The organism is Glycomyces tenuis DSM 44171 (assembly GCF_000427885.1).
Taxonomy (GTDB): domain Bacteria; phylum Actinomycetota; class Actinomycetes; order Mycobacteriales; family Micromonosporaceae; genus Glycomyces; species Glycomyces tenuis.
The window spans coordinates 50,115-67,831 of sequence record NZ_KE386601.1; the positions used below are offsets into that span (position 1 = coordinate 50,115).

The window sequence follows — 17,717 nt, forward strand, 5'->3', positions numbered from 1 at the left end:
CGGTCAGCCGCTCCAGCGGCCCGGCGAGGTCCTGGCCGGTGTGCAGGGCGCTGCGGACGTACCACTTCTGATGCTCCGGCGCCATGGCGGCGCCGCGCCGCTCGGCCAGGGCGTACAGCGCGAAGGCGTCCTCGTAGCGGGCCTTGGAGTACATCAGGCCCGCCAGCGCGCACAGGAACCCGGTGTCGACCGCGGCCGCGGTGTCCCCGGCCTCATCGAGCAGCTCCTCGACGCCGAGCTCGGGGGAGGCGAGGCGGGCCACGGCCCGTTCGGCGAGGACCGAGCGGGTCCGCAGCGCGGTGTGGAAGGCGACGATGGGACCGCTCGCCTCCATGGCGTCGACCACCGCGCCCAGGTGAGGGTCGTAGGCGGTCGCAGTGGGCTCTGCGGACATCGCGTTCAGGGACATCGAGGAAGTGGGTCCTTATCGTCGATTTCAGTGGGAGGTGGCACTCGACCTCCCGGCGCCGCCGCCCGCCGGACGTGCCACCGGGCATCGCCGGAGCACCGCTCCCGCTCGTCGCCGAGCCGATGGTGCTCCAAAGAATCCACGCGTCAAGGCGCTGTAAGGATGCGAGTTTCCCAGGGGGCCGCGCGGTGAGCCATTCTAACGTACCCGCAGTCGGCAAACGGCCCCCCGAGTCCGGGCTGTGGTGGCGGGCCGGGGCGTCCACGGGCGGCTTGACGATGTGCTCGTGCATGCGGCGGCGCTCGGCGTGGAGCTCGGCCATGCGGGCCTTGATCGCCTCGGCTTCGGTCTCGTCGTGGTCCTCCCTGCTGAGGGACCTGCGCAGCGCGGCGATCTCGCGTTCGACGTCCAGGCCGCGGTTGGTCAGGTAGTAGGTGGTGTCGACCGGATCTGGCTCGGGCACCGAGCGCAGCCGCTCGGCCGACTCGGCGGAGATCCCGAATCGGCCGAGGAGGTCCTCGTCGAGGTCGAAGACGTTCGGATGCTCCACGGCCCTGGCCCTTCGGTCGGTCTGCGCGCCCTGCTGGTCCGAGAGCGTGGTGTTCGCGTACAGCCACCAGAGGGTGTCGTCGTCGAAGCACTTGACATAGGCTCCGGCGGCGGCCAGCTCCTTGTTGACCCTCATGTGGTTCCAGTGGTAGACCGAGCGGCGGTCGCCGGCGGGCAGGAGCAGGCTCAGGCCGATCGAGGGGCCGGGGCGGAAGGTCCGGTGCCCGGCCGTCCTGCTCGGGACCCAGTTGCAGCCGAGGACGGGCGCGAACAGCGCCGGCCGGCGTTCCCCCCGGCTCAGGAAGCTCCCGGCCTCGGCGCGCAGGCGCTCCACCAGGCCGGTGTCGAAGGCGTCGTCGTCGTCCAAGCGGGTGGTCAGAACCCAGTCGGCCTCCCGCCTCGGGGCCCGTTTGACGGCCCATTTGGCGACCGCGTCCCGGAAGTCGTTCTTCAGTTCGAGCTCCAGCAGTCGGACGTACGGGCGGGTCGCGGCGAGCTCGTCGAGCCGTTCGCGGGCGATCGGAGGCATGTCGCGATCGATCCCGACCAGCCATACGAAGTCCTGCCGGGTCTGGGCGTCGAGTGAGGGGACGGTGATGTTCTCCAGCAGGTGCTGGCGGTAGGCGAACCAGTGCTCGTCGAAGACGCCGATGCCGTGGCGGGTGGCGATGACGTGGAGGACCTTCCGGTTGCCGGTGTGCTCCTCCCAGGCCGGCGTCAGCACCGGCGTCGGAGTCCGTCCGGCCGCCGGAACGTCGGCGACGGGCTCCGGCGCCGACTCGGCCTCGGCCGCCTCCCGGGATGCGGGCTCCGCCTCGGGCCTCACCCGAGGGCGCCGCAGCAGCGGTTCCGCCGCGAGCGCCAGGACGAGTACGGCGAGGCAGGCCACGGCGATCCAGCGGCCGTACGGCGCGAGGACGGACCAGGCCGCGGCGGTGAGAACCGCGGCGGCCTGCCAGAAGCGCAGCCACGCCCGGCCCGAGCCGCTCCGGAGCTTCGCGGTGGTCGGCATGGTCACTCCGTTCCGTCGCCGGGAGGGCCTGAGACCGGAGTTCGCCGCGCGTCGACGCCCAGCCGCCGCACCAGGCCGACCAGCGCCCGTGGGGAGAAGGACTCCTCGATCTTCGCGAAGCCCTTGGCCACCTGGGCCTCGTAGGCGCCGGGTTCGTCGACCAGTTTCCGGATGACGCCCGCGACCTCGTCAGGCGCGCAGTAGAGAGCGCCGTCGCCGAAGAGCGGCTCGAACCGAGGGTCCATGACGCACGGCACCCCGACCGCCATGGCCTCCAGCGGGGAGCGGCCGAACGCCTCGACGGCCTCGCCCGCGATGAAGTAGACCATCACGTCGAGCTCGCGCAGGAACTCGCGCGCCGTCATCGAGCCGAACGGATGGTCGACCCAGTTGCCGGGGAGCGACCCCAGCATCTCGCGGGGCGTCTCGGCGCCGCCGAGCGAGTACACCTCGAACTCGGGGTCGTCCGGGTAGCAGGCCAGGAGCTTCTCGGGGGTCTCGGGCCACTTCAGCGGGGCGTCGCGGGCGTGGCGTCCGATGCGGATGGGGCGGGACTCGGGGCGCCGCTCGGGCCGGACCCAGTCGGCGGCGTCGATGATCTCGTACCAGTACTCGTCGGCGATGTCGAGGCCGTCGAGCTCGTGGCCGTGGTGTCGTTCGAGCGTCGCGCGCACCTCCGGGCCGATCAGGTACCAGGTGTGGTCGCCGAGCCAGCCCCGGATCGTCTCGTGGACGCCCCGCACGCTCCACTGCTCGCGGCTGCCTCCGTCCTCGCCGTAGAACGTGAACGGCGTCTGGTTCACCAGCAGCACGGTGCGGCCGGTCTCGATCCGCGGGAGGTCCTCCATCAGGCGCTCCATGATCGTGGGCAGCCGGACGACGGTGAGCTCGGCCCGCACCGTGTCGTGGACGGAGACCGGCACGACCCGGTCGTCGTCGATCAGTTCGGCGATCTTCGGGTTGAGCGGCGTCGCCACGTCCCACCGGTAGACCGGGTGGTGCAGCAGTCCGATCCGCAGGCCCGCGCCGGTGAGCGCGGTGATGTCGGCGACGTTGGCCGAGGTGTTGCCGCCGGGCAGCCCGAAGTGGGACACGATCAGCACGTCCACCGACAGCTCGACGCGGGCCTCGTGGGCCCGCTCTTCGGCCTGGAACCACTCGTCCAGCGTCCTGAGCACCTGGAAGCGGTACTCGGGCAGTTCCCTGGGATTGCGGGCCGAGCGCAGCAGCGGCTCGAGCGCCGTCGCCGAGAAACCGTTGTACAGGCGCGCCTTCCACTTGTCGTGGTGGCGCATCCGCGCTTCGAGGAGTCCGTCCTCCGCCGGGGCCGCCGGTTCGAGGACGGGCGGCGCGGCCGCGCGTGTGAGCGCCTCGCGCACGCGCACGTTCGCGGCGCGGCGCGACACCGCGACGAGCAGCACTCCGATCCCGACCGCCTCGGCCACCGCGATCACGGCGACGACCGTGAGCGCGAGCGGCGTCGGCAGCAGCAGCGCGGCGCAGGCGGCCGCCAGCGCCCCTGACGACGCGCCGAGCAGCACCGCCCGCTCGGTGCGGCCCTGGGAGTTCCGTCGCCCGTCAGCCACGCCGTTCACCGCTCTCCGCAACGCTTCCGGCGGGTATCGGGACGCCCGGTCCCCGCACACCCAGCTTCGCGACCCGCCGCAGCAGCGCCTCGTGCGAGAAGTGCTCTCTGACGGCGGCGAGCGAGCGCTCGGACTGCCGCCGGTAGAACTCGGGATCCTCCATCAGCCGCCGCACCGTCGACTCGACCTCCTCAGGTTCGCAGTAGAGGCCGCCGTCGCCGAACAGCGGCTCGAAGCGCGGCGGCATCACGCAGGGGAGACCCGCGGCCATGGCCTCCATGGGGGAGCGGCCGAAGGCCTCCACGTACTCCTCGGCGGTGAAGTAGACGGCCACGTCGAGGGTGTGCAGGAACTCCGGGGCCGGCATCGAGCCGAACGGGTACTCCGTCCAGTTGTCCGGCAACCGCCCCAGCACCCGGCGGGGGGCCTCGGCGCCGCCGAGCACGTGGATCTCGATGTCGTCGGCGTCCGGGTAGCAGGCCCGCAGGTCTTCGGCGATCGTCTGCCACTTGAGCATGTGGTCGCGCGAATGCCGGCCGATGCGGATCACGCCGTCGCTCTCGCGGCGGCCCTCGCGCCGCCACACGTCGGGGTCGAGCGAGCCGAACCAGTGCTCGTCGGCGATGTCGACGCCTTCCAGCTCCTCGCGGTGGTACCGCTCGAGCGCCTCGCGCACGGACGGGCCGATCGTGTACCAGGTGCTCTCGCCGACCCACTCGGTGAGGTTCCGCTGGACGGTGGCGACGTCCCACGAGAAGTGGCGCCCCCCGGTGGGGCCGTAGGACTCGAACGGGGTCTGGTTGATCAGCAGGACCGTCCGGGCCGGAGTGATGTCGGGCCGCTCGTCCAGCGGCCGCATCAGCGCCGGAGGGAAGCGCACGATCATCAGCTCGCATTCGACCTCGTGCCTCGGGGTGAGCATGACCACCCCCTCGTCGTCGAGGAGATCGATGACCCTCGGGTTGATCTCCCGGCCGACGTTCCACTCGTAGACCGGGTGGTGGAGCAGCCCGACCGTCAGGCCCGCGCGCCGGTAGGCCTTGACCTCCTCCACGTTGGAGGCGTTGGTGCCGCCCAGGAGGTTCAGGTTGGACACCAGGACCACGTCGAGCCGCAGGCGCGCGCCCTCGGAGCGGGTGTTCCGCCGCCGTTCGCGCCAGGAGACCACCGCTTCGAGCATCGCGAGCTTGTAGACGGGCAGCTCCGACCTGCTGTCGGCGACCTTGTACATGGTCGGCAGGGCGGAGGCGGCGAAGCCGTTCTCCAGGCGCGACGTCCACCGGCGCAGCGGCCGGAGCTTGCGTTTGGGCAGTGGCTCGAGGCCGCCGCGCGGGTCGGCCTCCCGGACCGGGACGGCGGCGCGGGGCATGACCGCCGCTTCGCGCAGGCCCCGCAGCAGCCGCGTCAGCAGCACGGTCACGAAGCCGAGCTCGAGGACGAGGACGGCGGCGACCACGGCCAGCGCGACGGCGGCGTCCTCGATCAGCGCCGCCGCGAGCACCGCCGCGGCGAACCCGGCCAGCGCCGGGACGGCGCCGAGCCGGCGTAGGCGGTTCCACTGCTTCTTGATCTGCTGTTTCGCCATTGGAGTAGTCGGTCCGCCCGTCACTTGGTCTGGAGGAGTCGCCGTGTCCGCGCCAGCGAGGCACCGGCAGGCAGCGCCCCGATGGAAGCGGCCGCCGCGAGCCCGGCGAGGACCGGCACCGAGGCCGCCGCGAGCGTGTCCGCCCGCGCCAGGCCGACGCCGAGGCCGGCCAGGACGGCGCACACCGCCAAAGCCGCCAGCGCCAGGCGCTTCGGTCCGAGGCGCGGCCGGCCCGTCCGGGCCGGTGCGGACGGCGCCGTCGCGACCGCCTGCGGATCGGGCACCGTGTCGATCCGCTCGGCGCGCAGCGCGGCGAAGTCCTCGCTCAGACCCGCCAGCACCGATTCGCCGAGCACCACGAGTTCGTCGGCGCGGACGGTCTCGGGGTCGACGAACTCGAGGCCGTGCGCGGCGGCCGTCGCCAGCACATCGGGGGCGATCCTGACCAGGTTGTTCCCCAGGGCCTCCCAATCCGCGTAGTGGACGAGCGCCACGCTCGCCCCGCCCGCGGCGGCCTCGGCCGCCCGGTCGAGCAGCTCCTGCTGCGCGGAGCCGGCTCTGCGCCAGTCGGCGGCGCAGACCAGGTCGAAGGCGTCGGGGACGGCGTCCCGCTCCAGCAGCTGGCGGGGGGCCGGGAAGGGCCGCTCGGGAGCGGAGGCGGGCAGGAACGCCGGAGCCTTGCCGCGCTGGAGTCGCTGGTGCCAGTGCTTGAAGGCACAGCTGTAGGCGAACCGCGCCGGATGCACCCACTCGGCCGAGACGTCGCCGTGGGAGAGCGAGTCGGGCCGCTCGCGCACGATCGTCAGGTTGCGGCCGGAAAGGATCCGGACCCGCTGCGCGCCGAAGCTCCGCTGAATCCGCAGTTTGAACTCGGTGTCGCCGGATTTGAGCACCGTGTCGTAGAAGCCGACCTTCGCCCTGACCTCGGCGGCGCGGTACATGATCGACGTCGAGCGCGGCTCGGTCAGGCGCATCTGCGGCGTGAGCGCGAGCTCCAGGTCCTCGGAGCAGCGGATGCCCTCGGCGACGGTCATGACGAGCTCGGCCTCGGCCAGGAGCGGCGCGACCTGCTTCTCGAGCCAGCGCGGGTGGGCCCAGTCGTCGGAGTCGAGTCCGGTGACGAAGTCCCCCTGGGCGATGCCCAGGGCCCGGTTGCGCGCCCGGTAGGTGCCGCCGTTGGCGCGCTGCCGCAGCAGCTGCACGCGTTCGTCGAGCGCGGCGGCCTCGACCAGGATCGGGGTGTACTCGGGCCCGGAGGCGTCGTCGACGAGGAGCAGTTCGAGGTTGCGCCAGCTCTGCGCCAGCACCGACCCGACCGCCGTCAGCAGTTCGGGGCCCGGACGGTAGGCGGTCATGACCACCGAGATCAGCGGGCCGTCCTCGACGGTCTTGGACGAGGCGGAGACGAGCCGGCCCAGCAGGCTCGGCTCGGGCCCCGACTCGGCCAGCTTCACGTCGCGCCAGCCCGCGAACGCCCCGAACGCGGGGAAGAACCGCTCGGGCCGGTCGGGGGCGGCCGAGCGCAGCAGCTCGAACTCGGCGGCCCTGACCACGGCCTCGGGAAGCTCCGGGTAGGTCCGCCGCAGGGTCTTGACGCGCCGCTCGTCGCCGAACAGGGCCGCGAGCCGGACGTGCGCGATCTGGTCGCGTTCGGGCACTGCCGAGCCGAGGATCCGGGCGAGCCGGTCGTACATCGCCAGCGCGGCGACCTGGTCGCCGCCGTCCAGGGGCTGCGCGGCGAGCGCGTAGGCGAGGTCGCCGTAGGCCTCCAGGTTGAGCTCGGCGTCCCTGCCCCGCGTCGTGAGGCCCGCGTAGTCGCGCCCCTCGTCGCCGGGCAGCGCGAGAGCCGCCAGCAGGCGCCGCCCGAGCCGGGACCGCGACCGCAGGGCGTTCGCGAGCAGCGTCCCGCTCGGGAGCGCGGCGACGCGCGGCAGGATCCCGTCGATGCGGCTCGGAGAGCTGGGGATCGTGCTCATCCTTCTCCGTTCGTAGAGGCGTGCTTTTCCGCCCAGGACGAGAGTGCGGGGGCCACGGGCGATCAGTGTGAAGGGATTGTATCCGTCGGTGGCGAGCGTGCTGACCTGGCGATAGAGGGTGTGGGCGGGCCGACTGCGACCGGCGCCGCACGGCGGACATCGACGCTCAAATGAGAGCGAAGTGGACGGTTTCCTCAGGTGCCGGACGGCCTCGTCCGGCGGGTGAGCAGCATGGTCCCGTGATCGTGCGGGAGCGAGGTGAGTTCGAATTCGCCGAATTCGCTCGCCCAGCGCTCGCCTATGGCGCGTTCGTCGGGACGGCGGGTGTCGTCAAGGAGGACGGTCGCGTCCTCCGACAGGCGGTCGGCCAGCAGCGGAAGGGCGGGGTAACGGGCGCCGGGGCCGACGGACGCGGGCGGGCCGTCCACCAGGAGCAGGTCGATCGGCCCGTCCGGGAGGTGCGCCGTGTCGTACCAGCGGCAGACGTCCTCGCCGAGCTTCACGTCGGTCAGCGGCGCATCGACGACCTCCGCCCATTCGCCGAGGCCCCGCTCGCGCAGCATCGCGCGGGTGGCCTCGGCGAACCGGGGCTCGTGCTCCAGGGAGGTCACCCGCCCCCCGCCTCTCGCTCTCATGGCGTAGGCGAGGACGACAGTGGTCGAGCCCGAGCCGCATTCGAGGACGTTGCTCCGCCCGTGCACGGCGACCTGCTGGTAGATGAACCGCGCCAGATCGGCGCCGGTGGCCCAGCCGTGGAGCTCGGGCAGGGCTCGGTCGGGCTCGATGTCCCGGTAGAGGGCGGTGAGGTCCTCCAGCTCGCTGTAGACGATCCGACTCCACTCGCGGACCAGCAGCCGGGTCTGCTTCGGCAGGTCCTCCACCTTCCCCGCGACGTCGTCGAGTCGCCGCACCAGCTCACCGGTGCGGTCGTCCTCCGCCATGAGCCGCCGGGTGTCGGCGGGCACCTGGCGGATGCGGTTTCTGGTCCGGTCCACCTGCGCGGACAGCTCCCGCAGCCCGGTCTCCTGGTCCTTGCGGACCTGGGACACGCGTTTGGACAGCGTGGCGATCCGCTCCTCGATCGCGGCCCGCGCGGCGGTCTGCTCCCGCTGGGCCCGGTCGATCTGCCTCCACAGCTTCGCGACGGCGAGGGTCAGCACCGAGGAGAGCAGGGCATATGCGGCGAGGTTCGCTCCGCCGAGGGCATAGCCGCCCGCCATGGCCGCCGCGCAGGTCGCGGTCGCGATGACAGCGGTCCGTTTGGAAAGGTTCATGTCTTCGCCTAACTCGCTCGGGGGATCGAGTCGGAGTGATCGGGGTACGGATCCAGAGGGGTTCGAATGGGAATCCTATCGGCGCCGGTCGGCCGCTCGGCGCTCGGAAGAAGCGTTCACCGCAGTGCCGGTGCGGCGGAACCGATGTGTTCGCGGACCTGCCCGGCGAGCTCGTCGTAGTACTCGGAGACGTAGTGGAACGGGGCCACGCCCCAGCGGTGCCCCGGGTCGGCCACCGTCAGCGCCGGGTTCGGCCGGACGGTGAGGGCCCGCTCACCGAGCGACGCCGTCAGGACCGCGTAGGCCCGTTCGAGCCAGGCGTTGGTCGCCTCGGCGCGCGCCCGATCCTCCAGGGCCCGCCCGTCGGCGTCGTGGGTCGCCCAGTACGCCCGGTGGACGACGACCGGCTGCTGCGGCAGGAGGGCCGCGAGCCGCCGGGAGGCCTCGGCGAAGGGGCCGTCATCGGCGAGTTCGGCGTCCTCGGGGACGGAAGTGAGGCCCTTCCGCTTCGCGAAGCCGGCCTTCTTGAAGTAACCGGTCGCCGTCACCAGGCCGAATCCGGTGTGAGCCAGCGGTGCCCGCTCGTCGATGAGATCGATGACCACGGGGTGGTCGATCGTGGGCAGGACCCGCGCGGCCGTCTTGTCGTGGTCTTGCGCCACCACTCTGCGCTGGAAGCCGGACTCGAGCCGGATCTCGTCCGGGTCGATCGGGGTCGGTGTCGAGACGAGGCTCTGGACCCGGGTGCGGGAGAAGAAGTGAACCGGTGCCGGCAGGGGAGCCCGTCCGACGTCGCCGGCGTCCCGGGTGACACAGGATCCGATGAGGGAGTAGGTCGGGGAGGAGTTCGTCATCGGCTGGGTCTCCTGCCAAGAGAGCGGCACGCCCGTGAAAGGTGTCAGGCCGACAGGCGGGGCACTTGGTCCGAACGCGCACCGCGCCGCGCCGGGTCGCCCCGGCCCGCCCCGCCGTCGAGTTCTTAGCCGGCCGCGGCCGAGCGGTAGAGCGTCGACGTGGCCGCGCGCTGCGCGGGCACGGGCGCGGAGAGCAGTGCGCGGACCTTCGCGGCGAAGAACTCGTGGTATTCCGCGATGAAGTGGACCGGCGCGTGGCCCCAGCGGCTGTTCGGGTCGGGCACGCGCAGCTCCTCGGGCATGTCGATGACGGTCGCCCGCGGGCCGAGCGCGCGAATGAACAGCTCGTAGGCCGGCTCCAGCCACGCGTTGTGCCGCTCGGACTCCTCGATCCGTCCGACCGGCTTCCCGTCGGCCTCGCGCGTGGCCCAGAACGTCCGGTGGACGATGATCCGCTGGTCCGGCCGCAGCAGCGCGGCGAAGCGGCGGCACGCCTCGGCGAAGGGGCCGTCCTCGCGCAGCTCGGTGTCCTCGGGCACTCGCGTGTAGCCTTCGCGGCCGAGGAAGTCCTGCTTGAAGCTGCGCGTGGCGGTCACCAGGCCGTGCCCGGTGTTGGTCAGCGGGAGCCGCTCGTCGCCGAGGTCGACCACGATCGGGTGGTCGAGGCGCGGCAGCGTCGTCGCGGCGGTCTTGCGGTGGTCGTTGAGGATGACCTGCCGGTTGAAGATGTTGTCGGTCGTGATCTCGGCCGGGTCGATCGGCGTCGGCGTCGAGACGACGCTCTGGATCCGGGTGCGCGAGTAGTACTTGACGGGCCTGCCCAGCGGGGCGCGGCCGACGTCGCCGGCGTCACGGGTGACGCAGGTGCCCAGCACGGAGTATCGCAAGGGTTCGGGGGTCATGCTCGAATCGCTTCCTGCCACGGATGGAACGAGAGTTATTCAACATACGACCCGGACGACTATATCAGGGCCATTGCCCACGAACACCGCCGAATGTGGGCGTTCGGCCGTAATTGGACAAAGTGGAGGGCCGCCGCGCGAAGCGCGGCGGCCCTCCACTTGCACGGAGACCTGCGGTTTCGGCTCAGACCAGGCCTTTCCGCTCGAGAGCGCCGCAGACCGTGTCGACCATGAGGCGGGTCACGACGTAGGGGTCGCAGTTGGCGTTCGGGCGGCGGTCTTCGAGGTAGCCCTTCTTGTCCTTCTCGACCTGCCACGGGATGCGGATCGAGGCGCCGCGGTCGGAGACGCCGTAGGAGAACTGGCTCCAGTGGGCCGTCTCGTGCTGGCCGGTCAGGCGCTGGTCGATGCCGTCGCCGTAGCCCTCGATGTGCTCCTCGGCCTTCTCGCCCAGGGCCTCGCAGGCGGCGATGACCGGCTCGTAGTCCTCACGCATCGCCTTGGTCGAGAAGTTGGTGTGGCAGCCGGCGCCGTTCCAGTCGCCCTTGGCCGGCTTCGGGTCGATCGTCGCCGAGACGCCGAACTCCTCGGCGGTCCGGTACAGCAGCCAGCGCGCCAGCCACAGCGAGTCCGAGACCTCCAGGGCCGAGGCCGGCCCCACCTGGAACTCCCACTGGCCCGGCATGACCTCGGCGTTGATGCCCGAGATCGGCAGCCCCGCGGCCAGGCAGTTGTCGAGGTGCCGCTCGACGATCTCGCGGCCGAAGATCTCGTCGGCGCCCACGCCGCAGTAGTAGCCGCCCTGCGGGGCCGGGTAGCCGCCCTCGGGGAAGCCCAGCGGCCGGGAGCCGACCATGAAGGTGTACTCCTGCTCGATGCCGAACCAGGCCTCCTGCGAGGCGTACCGCTCGGCCACCCCGGCCGTCGCCGCGCGCGTGTTGCTCGGGTGGGGCGTGAAGTCGGTGTCGAGGACCTCGCACAGGACCAGCACGTGGTCGCCGCCCCTGATCGGGTCCGGCACCGTCTTGACCGGCCTGAGCACGCAGTCCGAGGAGTCGCCCTCGGCCTGGTTCGTCGAGGAGCCGTCGAAGCCCCAGATCGGCGGCTCCGCGCCGTCGGCGAGGACCTTGGTCTTGGAACGCAGCTTGGCGGTCGGCTCGGTGCCGTCGAGCCAGATGTACTCGGCCTTGATGGTCATCGGGTGGGAGCCCCTCTCGTGATCGGCGGATGCACCGCCAAGCTCCCAAGACGCAATTTCCCCTGCATTGATGACGTGTAAACAGTCTGTTAACCGGTATTCGCCGAGGCCCGCGGCCGTTCGCGAGCCCTCATCACCCAAATTAGACCGAGAAAATCCTGATCCTCCCGTATCCCTGATTCGACCAGTTTCGTTCTTCTAGATGCGGGCGGTGGTACCGCCCGCACTCAGGTTCAGGACGACGGGGGAGACATGGGGATCATCATGCGCGGCTGCGAGATCGCTCGCCGCCTCGATGTGCCCCGGCTCCTCCTCCGCGTCGCGTTCGCAGTGTTCGGCTCCCTGCTTCTCGGGGGCCTCGGCATGGCGACCGCCGCTTGGGCATCGGACGAGACCACCGAGGCGACAGACCTTGCCGCGGTGACAGATCCGCTCTCCGCAGAGGTATCCGACACGTCGCGCCTGGTCGCGCGGCTGGTCCCGCACAACCAGCAGGGACATCGGGCGCCGGCGGTCGAGGGGACGTCACCGGGGCTGGTGTCGGGTCTGACCGAACCGGTGGAATCGCTGGTGGAAGAGCAGGTGGACACCGTGCGAACGGTGCTGCGAAGCGACGAGCCGTCCGGCACGTCGAACGGCGAGTCTGTGGGAGACAGTGCCGCTGAAGTGGTGACACCGCTGCTGGGAACCCTGCTGAAGGAGACGGTCTCTGTCGTACAGAGCCCAGCCCCGGCGGTGTCCGGTGTCTACAAGACTGTCGCGCCCGCGACCGATGAGGTCGACGTACTGGCGCGACTGGTGACCGATGGCCTTGTGCCGCCGAGCGACGCGACGCCACCCGGGGGCGTCCCCGCCACCGGCCAAGGACAACCGAGCCTCACCACGCTTCAGCAGGTCACCGACTCCACCGAGGCGGCGGCGGCGTTCAGCGGAACGCCGGACGACCGGTCGGCCGCCGCCTTCGAGTGCGCTGCCGCCCCCCAGGGCGAGCAGCCGGCAGATCCGGACGACGCCTGGCGGCACGTGTCGCGCGCGGACGTCTCGCAGCCGTGGACCGACCACGGTCCCGCGCTGCCCGGCCTGAAGATCATCCCCGGTGGAGCCACTGGCTCGAGCACCGGTGTCAGTGTGGACAGCGGCCAGACCGCTGTCGACGTCTCCTCGTCAACCGACGGCGAACAGGTGTCGTTCGACCGTGCGGTGGACAGGGGATTGGGGCGACCAATGGACCGCGCCGCCGAGCTGTCCGTCGCCCCAGATTAGCGCCTCCGCGCGTCGACGCGCGGGAGCCGCAGTGCATTCGCAGTGCTCTTCGTTCCCACCGGTGGCAGCGTCCGGGGTCGCGACCCCGGCGGTGTCCGGCGCGTCGACGCGCGGTCAGGCCAGCACCGGCCGCCTTCGAGCGGAGGCCGGCCGGATCCAAACGAAGACGCCCGAATCATCGGGCGCACAACCGAGAAGGAAACGAACAGCATCATGCGCAAGGTTCTCACCGTCGCAGCCGCCGCCGCAGGCGTCGCCGCGCTCGGCGCCGCCGCGCCCGCCATGGCTTTGGGCAGCAACTCCGGCGTCGTCGCCGGTGACCAGTCACTGGTCAACCTGGACGCCTCGAGCGCCGCCCACTGGCAGATCTGCGGTCAGAACATCCTGACCACGTCGTTCGAGCAGAACTGCGACAACCGCGACCACATCGGCGAGGAGGGTCCGCAGTCCGGCGTCCTGGCGGGCGACCGCTCGCTGGTCAACGGCGACGTCTCGAGCCTGGCCCACTGGCAGATCTGCGGCCAGAACATCGGCGTCGCGCCGTCGCTGGCGCAGCAGTGCCTGAACTACGACCACGTGTCGGACGACGCCCAATAAGACCGTCGGGCGGGCCGGCCCTCGACGGGCGCACGGCCCGCCCCGCTCATCGTTCGAGAAAGGAACCACAGCATGCGCACCTCCACTGCCGCCGCCGCGGTCGCCGCCGGTCTCGCCGTGCTCGGCGCCGCCGCTCCGGCCATGGCGCAGAACTCCGGCGTCGTGGCCGGCGACCAGTCACTGCTCAACCTGGACGCCTCCGACGCGCTGCACTGGCAGGTCTGCGGCCAGAACGTCCTGACGACGTCGGTCGACCAGAACTGCGACAACCGCGACCACATCGGCGAGGGACCCAACTCGGGCGTCGTGGCCGGCGACCAGTCGCTGGTCAACGGCGACGTCTCGAGCCTGGCCCACTGGCAGGTCTGCGGCCAGAACGTCCTGGCGACCTCGTTCGGCCAGAACTGCGGCAACGCCGACCACATCGACGAGGACGACGGCCACGGCCACGGCCACGACCACGACAAGGGCGTCGACCAAGGCGACTTCTAGCGCCGCGCAACGGGAACGCCCGCGCTCGGTCAGCACTCGTACCCGAAGGGGAGGTCGAAAGAGGAAATGCGATACAAGACCATCGTCGCGGCTTCGGCCGCGGCCGCCGCCGCGGCGGCCATCCCGTGCGGGGCGGCTTCGGCCTCGACGCCGGACTGGCTGACGCTGGTGAACCTGAACACCGGAAACGCATCGCTGCTTCCGGCCGTGTGCGGAGCGGAATCCGCCGGAACGGTCGTCGACCCCGCCTGCGCGGGCGTCTTCGGAGCGCAGCCCTCGACCGCCGAAGCCTTCGGCGTCGAGCTGCCCGAGACGCCACAGGCTCCGCAGGCGCCGCCGACGTCCGGCGGAGGAGTGCCCACAGTGGCCAATGTCGACATGCGCGACTTCGCGAGATGGGAGGTCTGCGGCGTGGCCGCGGGCTCCACGACCGAGGACGTCACGTGCGACAACTCGGTTCCCGAGCGGCAGCCGATGGATCCCGGCAACGGCGTGTCGCTGGTGAACGCCGACACGAGCGGTGCCCTCAACTGGAGCGTCTGCGGCATCGCGGTGCTCTCCGAGGTGCACGCGTTCGACTGCTGAACGGCGAGCGCGTCCGCATACCGTTCATACCCGACGGCCGGGGGTCCGCCAGGACTCCCGGCCAACCCCGTGTCTACTCCGGACTCCAGCGCTCCCCGGCCCCCAGCGCCAGCGGCCGCGGCTCCCGCCCCGGCACGGCCAGCCACACCCGCGTCTGCGCGGTGGCCTCGAGCTCCAGCTCGGCCACCGAGCCCGCCTCCCAGCGCAGGCGGCGCAGCGTCACCGCGCCCCTGGCGCGCAGCCCCGAGACCTCTCCGTCCGGCCAGGCGCCCGGCAGCGCCGGCAGCAGCTCGACCACCGGCACGCCGTCGACCGTCCGGTGCGACTGCACCAGCATCTCGGCGATCGCCGCGGTGGTGCCGAAGTTCCCGTCGATCTGGAACGGCGGGTGCGCGCACAGCAGCGAGGTGTAGACGCCCCCGTCGGAGTACTCCGCGTCGGACTTGCGGAAGCCGACCGGCGTGAGGAACTCCCCGAGCAGCCGGTGCGCCCGGTCCCCGTCGCCCAGCCGCGCCCACAGCGCGGTCTTCCACGCCAGCGACCAGCCGGTCCCCGCGTCGCCGCGCGCCTCCAGGCTCCGCCTCGCCGCCTCGGTCAGCTCGGGGGAGTCGGCGAACGAGGAACCGGGGAAGGCCCCGTACAGGTGCGAGACGTGCCGGTGGTGGACCTCGGCCTCCTCGCGCTCGCGGGCCCACTCCAGGACCCGCCCGTCCGAGCCGATCCGCACCCCGGCCAGGCGCGGCAGCGCCTCGCGGACCTCGGCGACCACCGCTAGGAGCTCATTGTGGACGGTCTCGGCGACCACGTCCGCGGCCTCGAGCACGAACTCGAACAGCTCCCGCACGAGCGTCGCGTCCATCGCCGTCGTCTCGTCCACGGCCGCGTTCCCCTCGGGCGTGACGAACTCGTTCTCGGGGCTCGTGGCGGGATTGGTGACGAGCTCGCCGCTCTCGTTCTCACTGAGCCTGTCGAGCGCGAACCGGGCCGCGCCGAGCACCACCGGGAAGCGGTCGGCGAGGAACTCCTCGTCGCGCGTGAAGCGCCAGTGCTCGGCGATGTGCATGCACAGCCACAGCCCCGCCATCGGCCACGCCTGCCAGCAGGCGCGCCCGTCGCACGGCGTCGTCAGCCGCCAGTAGTCGGTGTTGTGGTGGCAGCACCAGCCGCCCGCGCCGTAGAGCCGCCGCGCGGTCTCGGCGCCGGTGCGCGCCAAGTCGTCGACGAGGTCGAACATCGGCTCGTGGAACTCGGGGAGAGCGCACGTCTCGGCGGGCCAGTAGTTCATCTCGACGTTGATGTTCGTGGTGTAGTCGCAGTTCCACGGCGGGGTGACCTGGTCGTTCCAGATGCCCTGGAGGTTCGCCGCCTGCGTGCCGGGCCGCGAGGAGGCCGCCAGCAGGTACCGGCCGAACTGGAAGGCCAGCACCGGCAGGTGCTCGTCCGCCCCGCCCGCGGCGCGGCGCTCGAGCCGCCGGTCGACCGGCTCTCCGGCGCCGGCGCCGCCGAGGTCCAGCCGCACCCGGTCCATGACGCGCCGGTGCTCGTCCACGTGGTCCCGCAGGACCGTCTCCCAGCCGTTCGCCGCCGCGCCGCGCGCCTCGCGCCGCACGGCCTCGAGTTCGGCGCCCGGCTCGTCGGTGCTGCGCATCGCGAGGAACACCACGACCTCGCGGCAGCCGGTGAAGCGGTGCCCGCGGGAGGTCGGCGCCACCTCGCCGTCGCAGCGCAGCTGCGCGTTGAGCGCGAGCGCGCGCACGCCGTCGGTGCTCGAGTAGTCCGGTGTCCCGCCGCGGACGCCGACCGGCGCGAAACCGGTGAACGACAGCTCGTCGAAGTCGGCCTCGCTCGTTCCGTGCCGATGCGGCCATTCGAAGTCGAGCGCGAGGTCGAAGGCCTCCTCGGCGCTCCAGCGCAGCGCGAGGACCCCGAAGCGGACCGAGACGAGCGCCTCTTGCCGCACCCGGCCCCGCGCGACCCTCGCGACGCCGTCGCGCAGATCCAGTTCGCGCGTCTCGCCCTCGCCGTCGTCCGAGTGCGAGGCGAGCAGCGCTCCGGCCGGCTGGTAGGCCTGCGTGCTCTCGCCCTGGAGCCGCGTCACGAGTTGATCGGCCGCGAACAGCTCGCCGCGCCGCACCGCCTCGGCGGCCTCGGCCGCGACGCCTTCGACGCCCTCGGGGACGCTCCAATCGCCCCTGCCCGACCAGAACCCGTCCTCGTTGAGGGTGATCCGCCCGCCCTCGAGCATCGCGCCGATGCGGCCGTTGCCGATCGGCAGGCCCTCGTGCCAGGCGCGGGGCGGGGTGCCGTAGCTCAGTTTCAACTCGTCCGACATGGGACAAGGATTTCACTCCGGAGACGGCCGGTTGCGACTGGCGTGTCGCCCGTGAGCTCACCCCGGCATGTCGCGAAATTACAATGCAACTTCGCGGGACCGGGGCGCGTGAAGGTATTGCCCAACTGTGAACCCGGCACGTTCAATCCAACGGCAGAACGACTACGGAGAACTGAGACGTGACTTTCAAACAGCAAGCCTCCAAGACGATCGGTGCCCTGGGTCTGGCGGGCGCCGCCGGGCTCATCGGCGCGCTGGCGTTCGCCGCGCCGGCGAGCGCCGCGGTCGAGAGCATTCCGATCAACCCGGGCAACGTGCCGACCACGGCTGCCGGCTTCGGCCCGAACAACTGCGACCAGGTGCCCGACGACATCGCCGTCGACGAGGACGGCTGGGTGTTCGTGCTTCCGGCGGCGGCGGGGGCCGAGGGCAACTTCATCGAGGTCCAGGCCACCTTCGAGGACGCCTCGGGCGCGAGCCACACGCTCAACACCACTGACGACGGCGGGGTCGTCGACGGCCAGGGGGACAACAAGGCCTTCATCATCACGCCGGCCGGTTGGACGCTCGTCTCCGCCACTGCCGACGTCGAGGACCCCGACCATGGCGCCAAGTTCAACCTGACCCACACCTGTCCGGGCGAAGAGGCCCCGGGCAGCGGGGTTCCCACGCCCGGCGACGAGAGCCCCACGCCCGGCGACGAGAGCCCCACGCCCGGCGACGAGACTCCCACGCCCGGCGGTGAAAGCCCCACCGACGGGACCACTTCGCCCGGCGGAGAAGTCTCCACCACGCCGGCCGGCTCCACCCTGCCGGCCACCGGCACTCCGCTGACCGTCGCCCTCGTCTCGGCCGCCGCCCTGGCCGCCGCCGGTGTCGTGCTGTTCGTCGTGATGCGGCGCCGCCGCGCGGCCGAGAACTGGTAGAGCGCCACCAAAGGTCCGTTATTCAACCGTTATGCAACCCTGTGAAGCGCTCCCGCGTTTAGCAACTGTCTCAGGGAAGCGATCCCAGGACTACCGCCCGCTGCTTGACGGTGCGGTCCTTGTCGAGCCCCCGGAATCCTGCCACCGGGGGCTCGACCCTCCGCGCCCCGGAACCGT

15 protein-coding genes are annotated in these 17,717 nt (G+C 71.7%); 5 read left to right on the top strand and 10 right to left on the bottom strand.

Annotation, left to right across the window (positions count from 1 at the left end):
- The 9 genes from YWW_RS36585 to glnII form a co-directional block, all read right to left on the bottom strand.
- The coding region (locus YWW_RS36585) for a hypothetical protein (protein WP_035705113.1) at positions 1–262 on the bottom strand (262 nt) is incomplete at its 3' end.
- The gene (locus YWW_RS0125515) at positions 213–1,970 is read right to left on the bottom strand and encodes a glycosyltransferase (protein ID WP_035705119.1); all 1,758 of its coding nucleotides are present in this window, start codon (positions 1,968–1,970) and stop codon (positions 213–215) included. The genes YWW_RS36585 and YWW_RS0125515, both read right to left, overlap by 50 nt.
- 2 nt (positions 1,971–1,972) lie before the next feature.
- The gene (locus tag YWW_RS33120) at positions 1,973–3,556 is read right to left on the bottom strand and encodes a glycosyltransferase family protein (protein ID WP_155830409.1); all 1,584 of its coding nucleotides are present in this window, start codon (positions 3,554–3,556) and stop codon (positions 1,973–1,975) included.
- Positions 3,549–5,141, bottom strand: coding sequence for a glycosyltransferase family protein (locus tag YWW_RS33125; RefSeq protein WP_051326318.1), 1,593 nt, complete (start codon positions 5,139–5,141; stop codon positions 3,549–3,551). The genes YWW_RS33120 and YWW_RS33125 overlap by 8 nt, the downstream gene beginning before the upstream one ends.
- A gap of 20 nt (positions 5,142–5,161) precedes the next feature.
- Positions 5,162–7,117 (bottom strand): glycosyltransferase family A protein, encoded by a 1,956-nt coding sequence (locus YWW_RS0125530; RefSeq protein ID WP_026932292.1) that lies wholly within the window; start codon positions 7,115–7,117, stop codon positions 5,162–5,164.
- Between the two features lie 194 nt (positions 7,118–7,311).
- A complete protein-coding gene (locus tag YWW_RS34575; protein ID WP_051326319.1) occupies positions 7,312–8,391 on the bottom strand; it encodes a class I SAM-dependent methyltransferase in 1,080 nt (359 codons plus the stop codon).
- A 116-nt stretch (positions 8,392–8,507) separates the two neighbouring features.
- Positions 8,508–9,245: a DUF6270 domain-containing protein gene (locus tag YWW_RS36365; RefSeq protein WP_026932293.1), complete on the bottom strand. Its 738-nt coding sequence runs from the start codon at positions 9,243–9,245 to the stop codon at positions 8,508–8,510.
- Between the two features lie 125 nt (positions 9,246–9,370).
- A complete protein-coding gene (locus tag YWW_RS0125545; protein WP_026932294.1) occupies positions 9,371–10,147 on the bottom strand; it encodes a DUF6270 domain-containing protein in 777 nt (258 codons plus the stop codon).
- 184 nt (positions 10,148–10,331) lie between these two features.
- Positions 10,332–11,345 carry a glutamine synthetase gene (glnII, locus tag YWW_RS0125550; protein ID WP_026932295.1) on the bottom strand — a complete coding sequence of 338 codons (1,014 nt, stop codon included), beginning with the start codon at positions 11,343–11,345 and terminating at the stop codon, positions 10,332–10,334.
- 252 nt (positions 11,346–11,597) lie between these two features.
- Between glnII and YWW_RS0125555 the strand changes: the two genes are divergently transcribed.
- The 4 genes from YWW_RS0125555 (at position 11,598) to YWW_RS0125570 (ending at position 14,282) form a co-directional block, all read left to right on the top strand.
- Entirely contained in the window at positions 11,598–12,608 is a 1,011-nt protein-coding gene (locus tag YWW_RS0125555; protein WP_026932296.1) for a hypothetical protein, read from the top strand.
- Between the two features lie 213 nt (positions 12,609–12,821).
- Entirely contained in the window at positions 12,822–13,205 is a 384-nt protein-coding gene (locus YWW_RS0125560) for a hypothetical protein (protein WP_026932297.1), read from the top strand.
- A gap of 72 nt (positions 13,206–13,277) precedes the next feature.
- Positions 13,278–13,697, top strand: coding sequence for a hypothetical protein (locus YWW_RS0125565; protein WP_026932298.1), 420 nt, complete (start codon positions 13,278–13,280; stop codon positions 13,695–13,697).
- A 66-nt stretch (positions 13,698–13,763) separates the two neighbouring features.
- Positions 13,764–14,282 carry a hypothetical protein gene (locus YWW_RS0125570; RefSeq protein ID WP_026932299.1) on the top strand — a complete coding sequence of 173 codons (519 nt, stop codon included), beginning with the start codon at positions 13,764–13,766 and terminating at the stop codon, positions 14,280–14,282.
- A 73-nt stretch (positions 14,283–14,355) separates the two neighbouring features.
- Here YWW_RS0125570 and YWW_RS33135 read toward each other — a convergent pair whose 3' ends face one another.
- A complete protein-coding gene (locus YWW_RS33135; protein WP_051326320.1) occupies positions 14,356–16,614 on the bottom strand; it encodes a glycosyl hydrolase family 95 catalytic domain-containing protein in 2,259 nt (752 codons plus the stop codon).
- Positions 16,615–16,793: 179 nt separating this feature from the next.
- Here YWW_RS33135 and YWW_RS34580 point away from each other — a divergent pair, with 179 nt between their 5' ends.
- On the top strand, positions 16,794–17,540 hold the full coding sequence (locus tag YWW_RS34580) for a hypothetical protein (protein ID WP_026932300.1): 747 nt from the start codon (positions 16,794–16,796) through the stop codon (positions 17,538–17,540).
- The last annotated feature ends 177 nt before the right edge of the window (positions 17,541–17,717 follow it).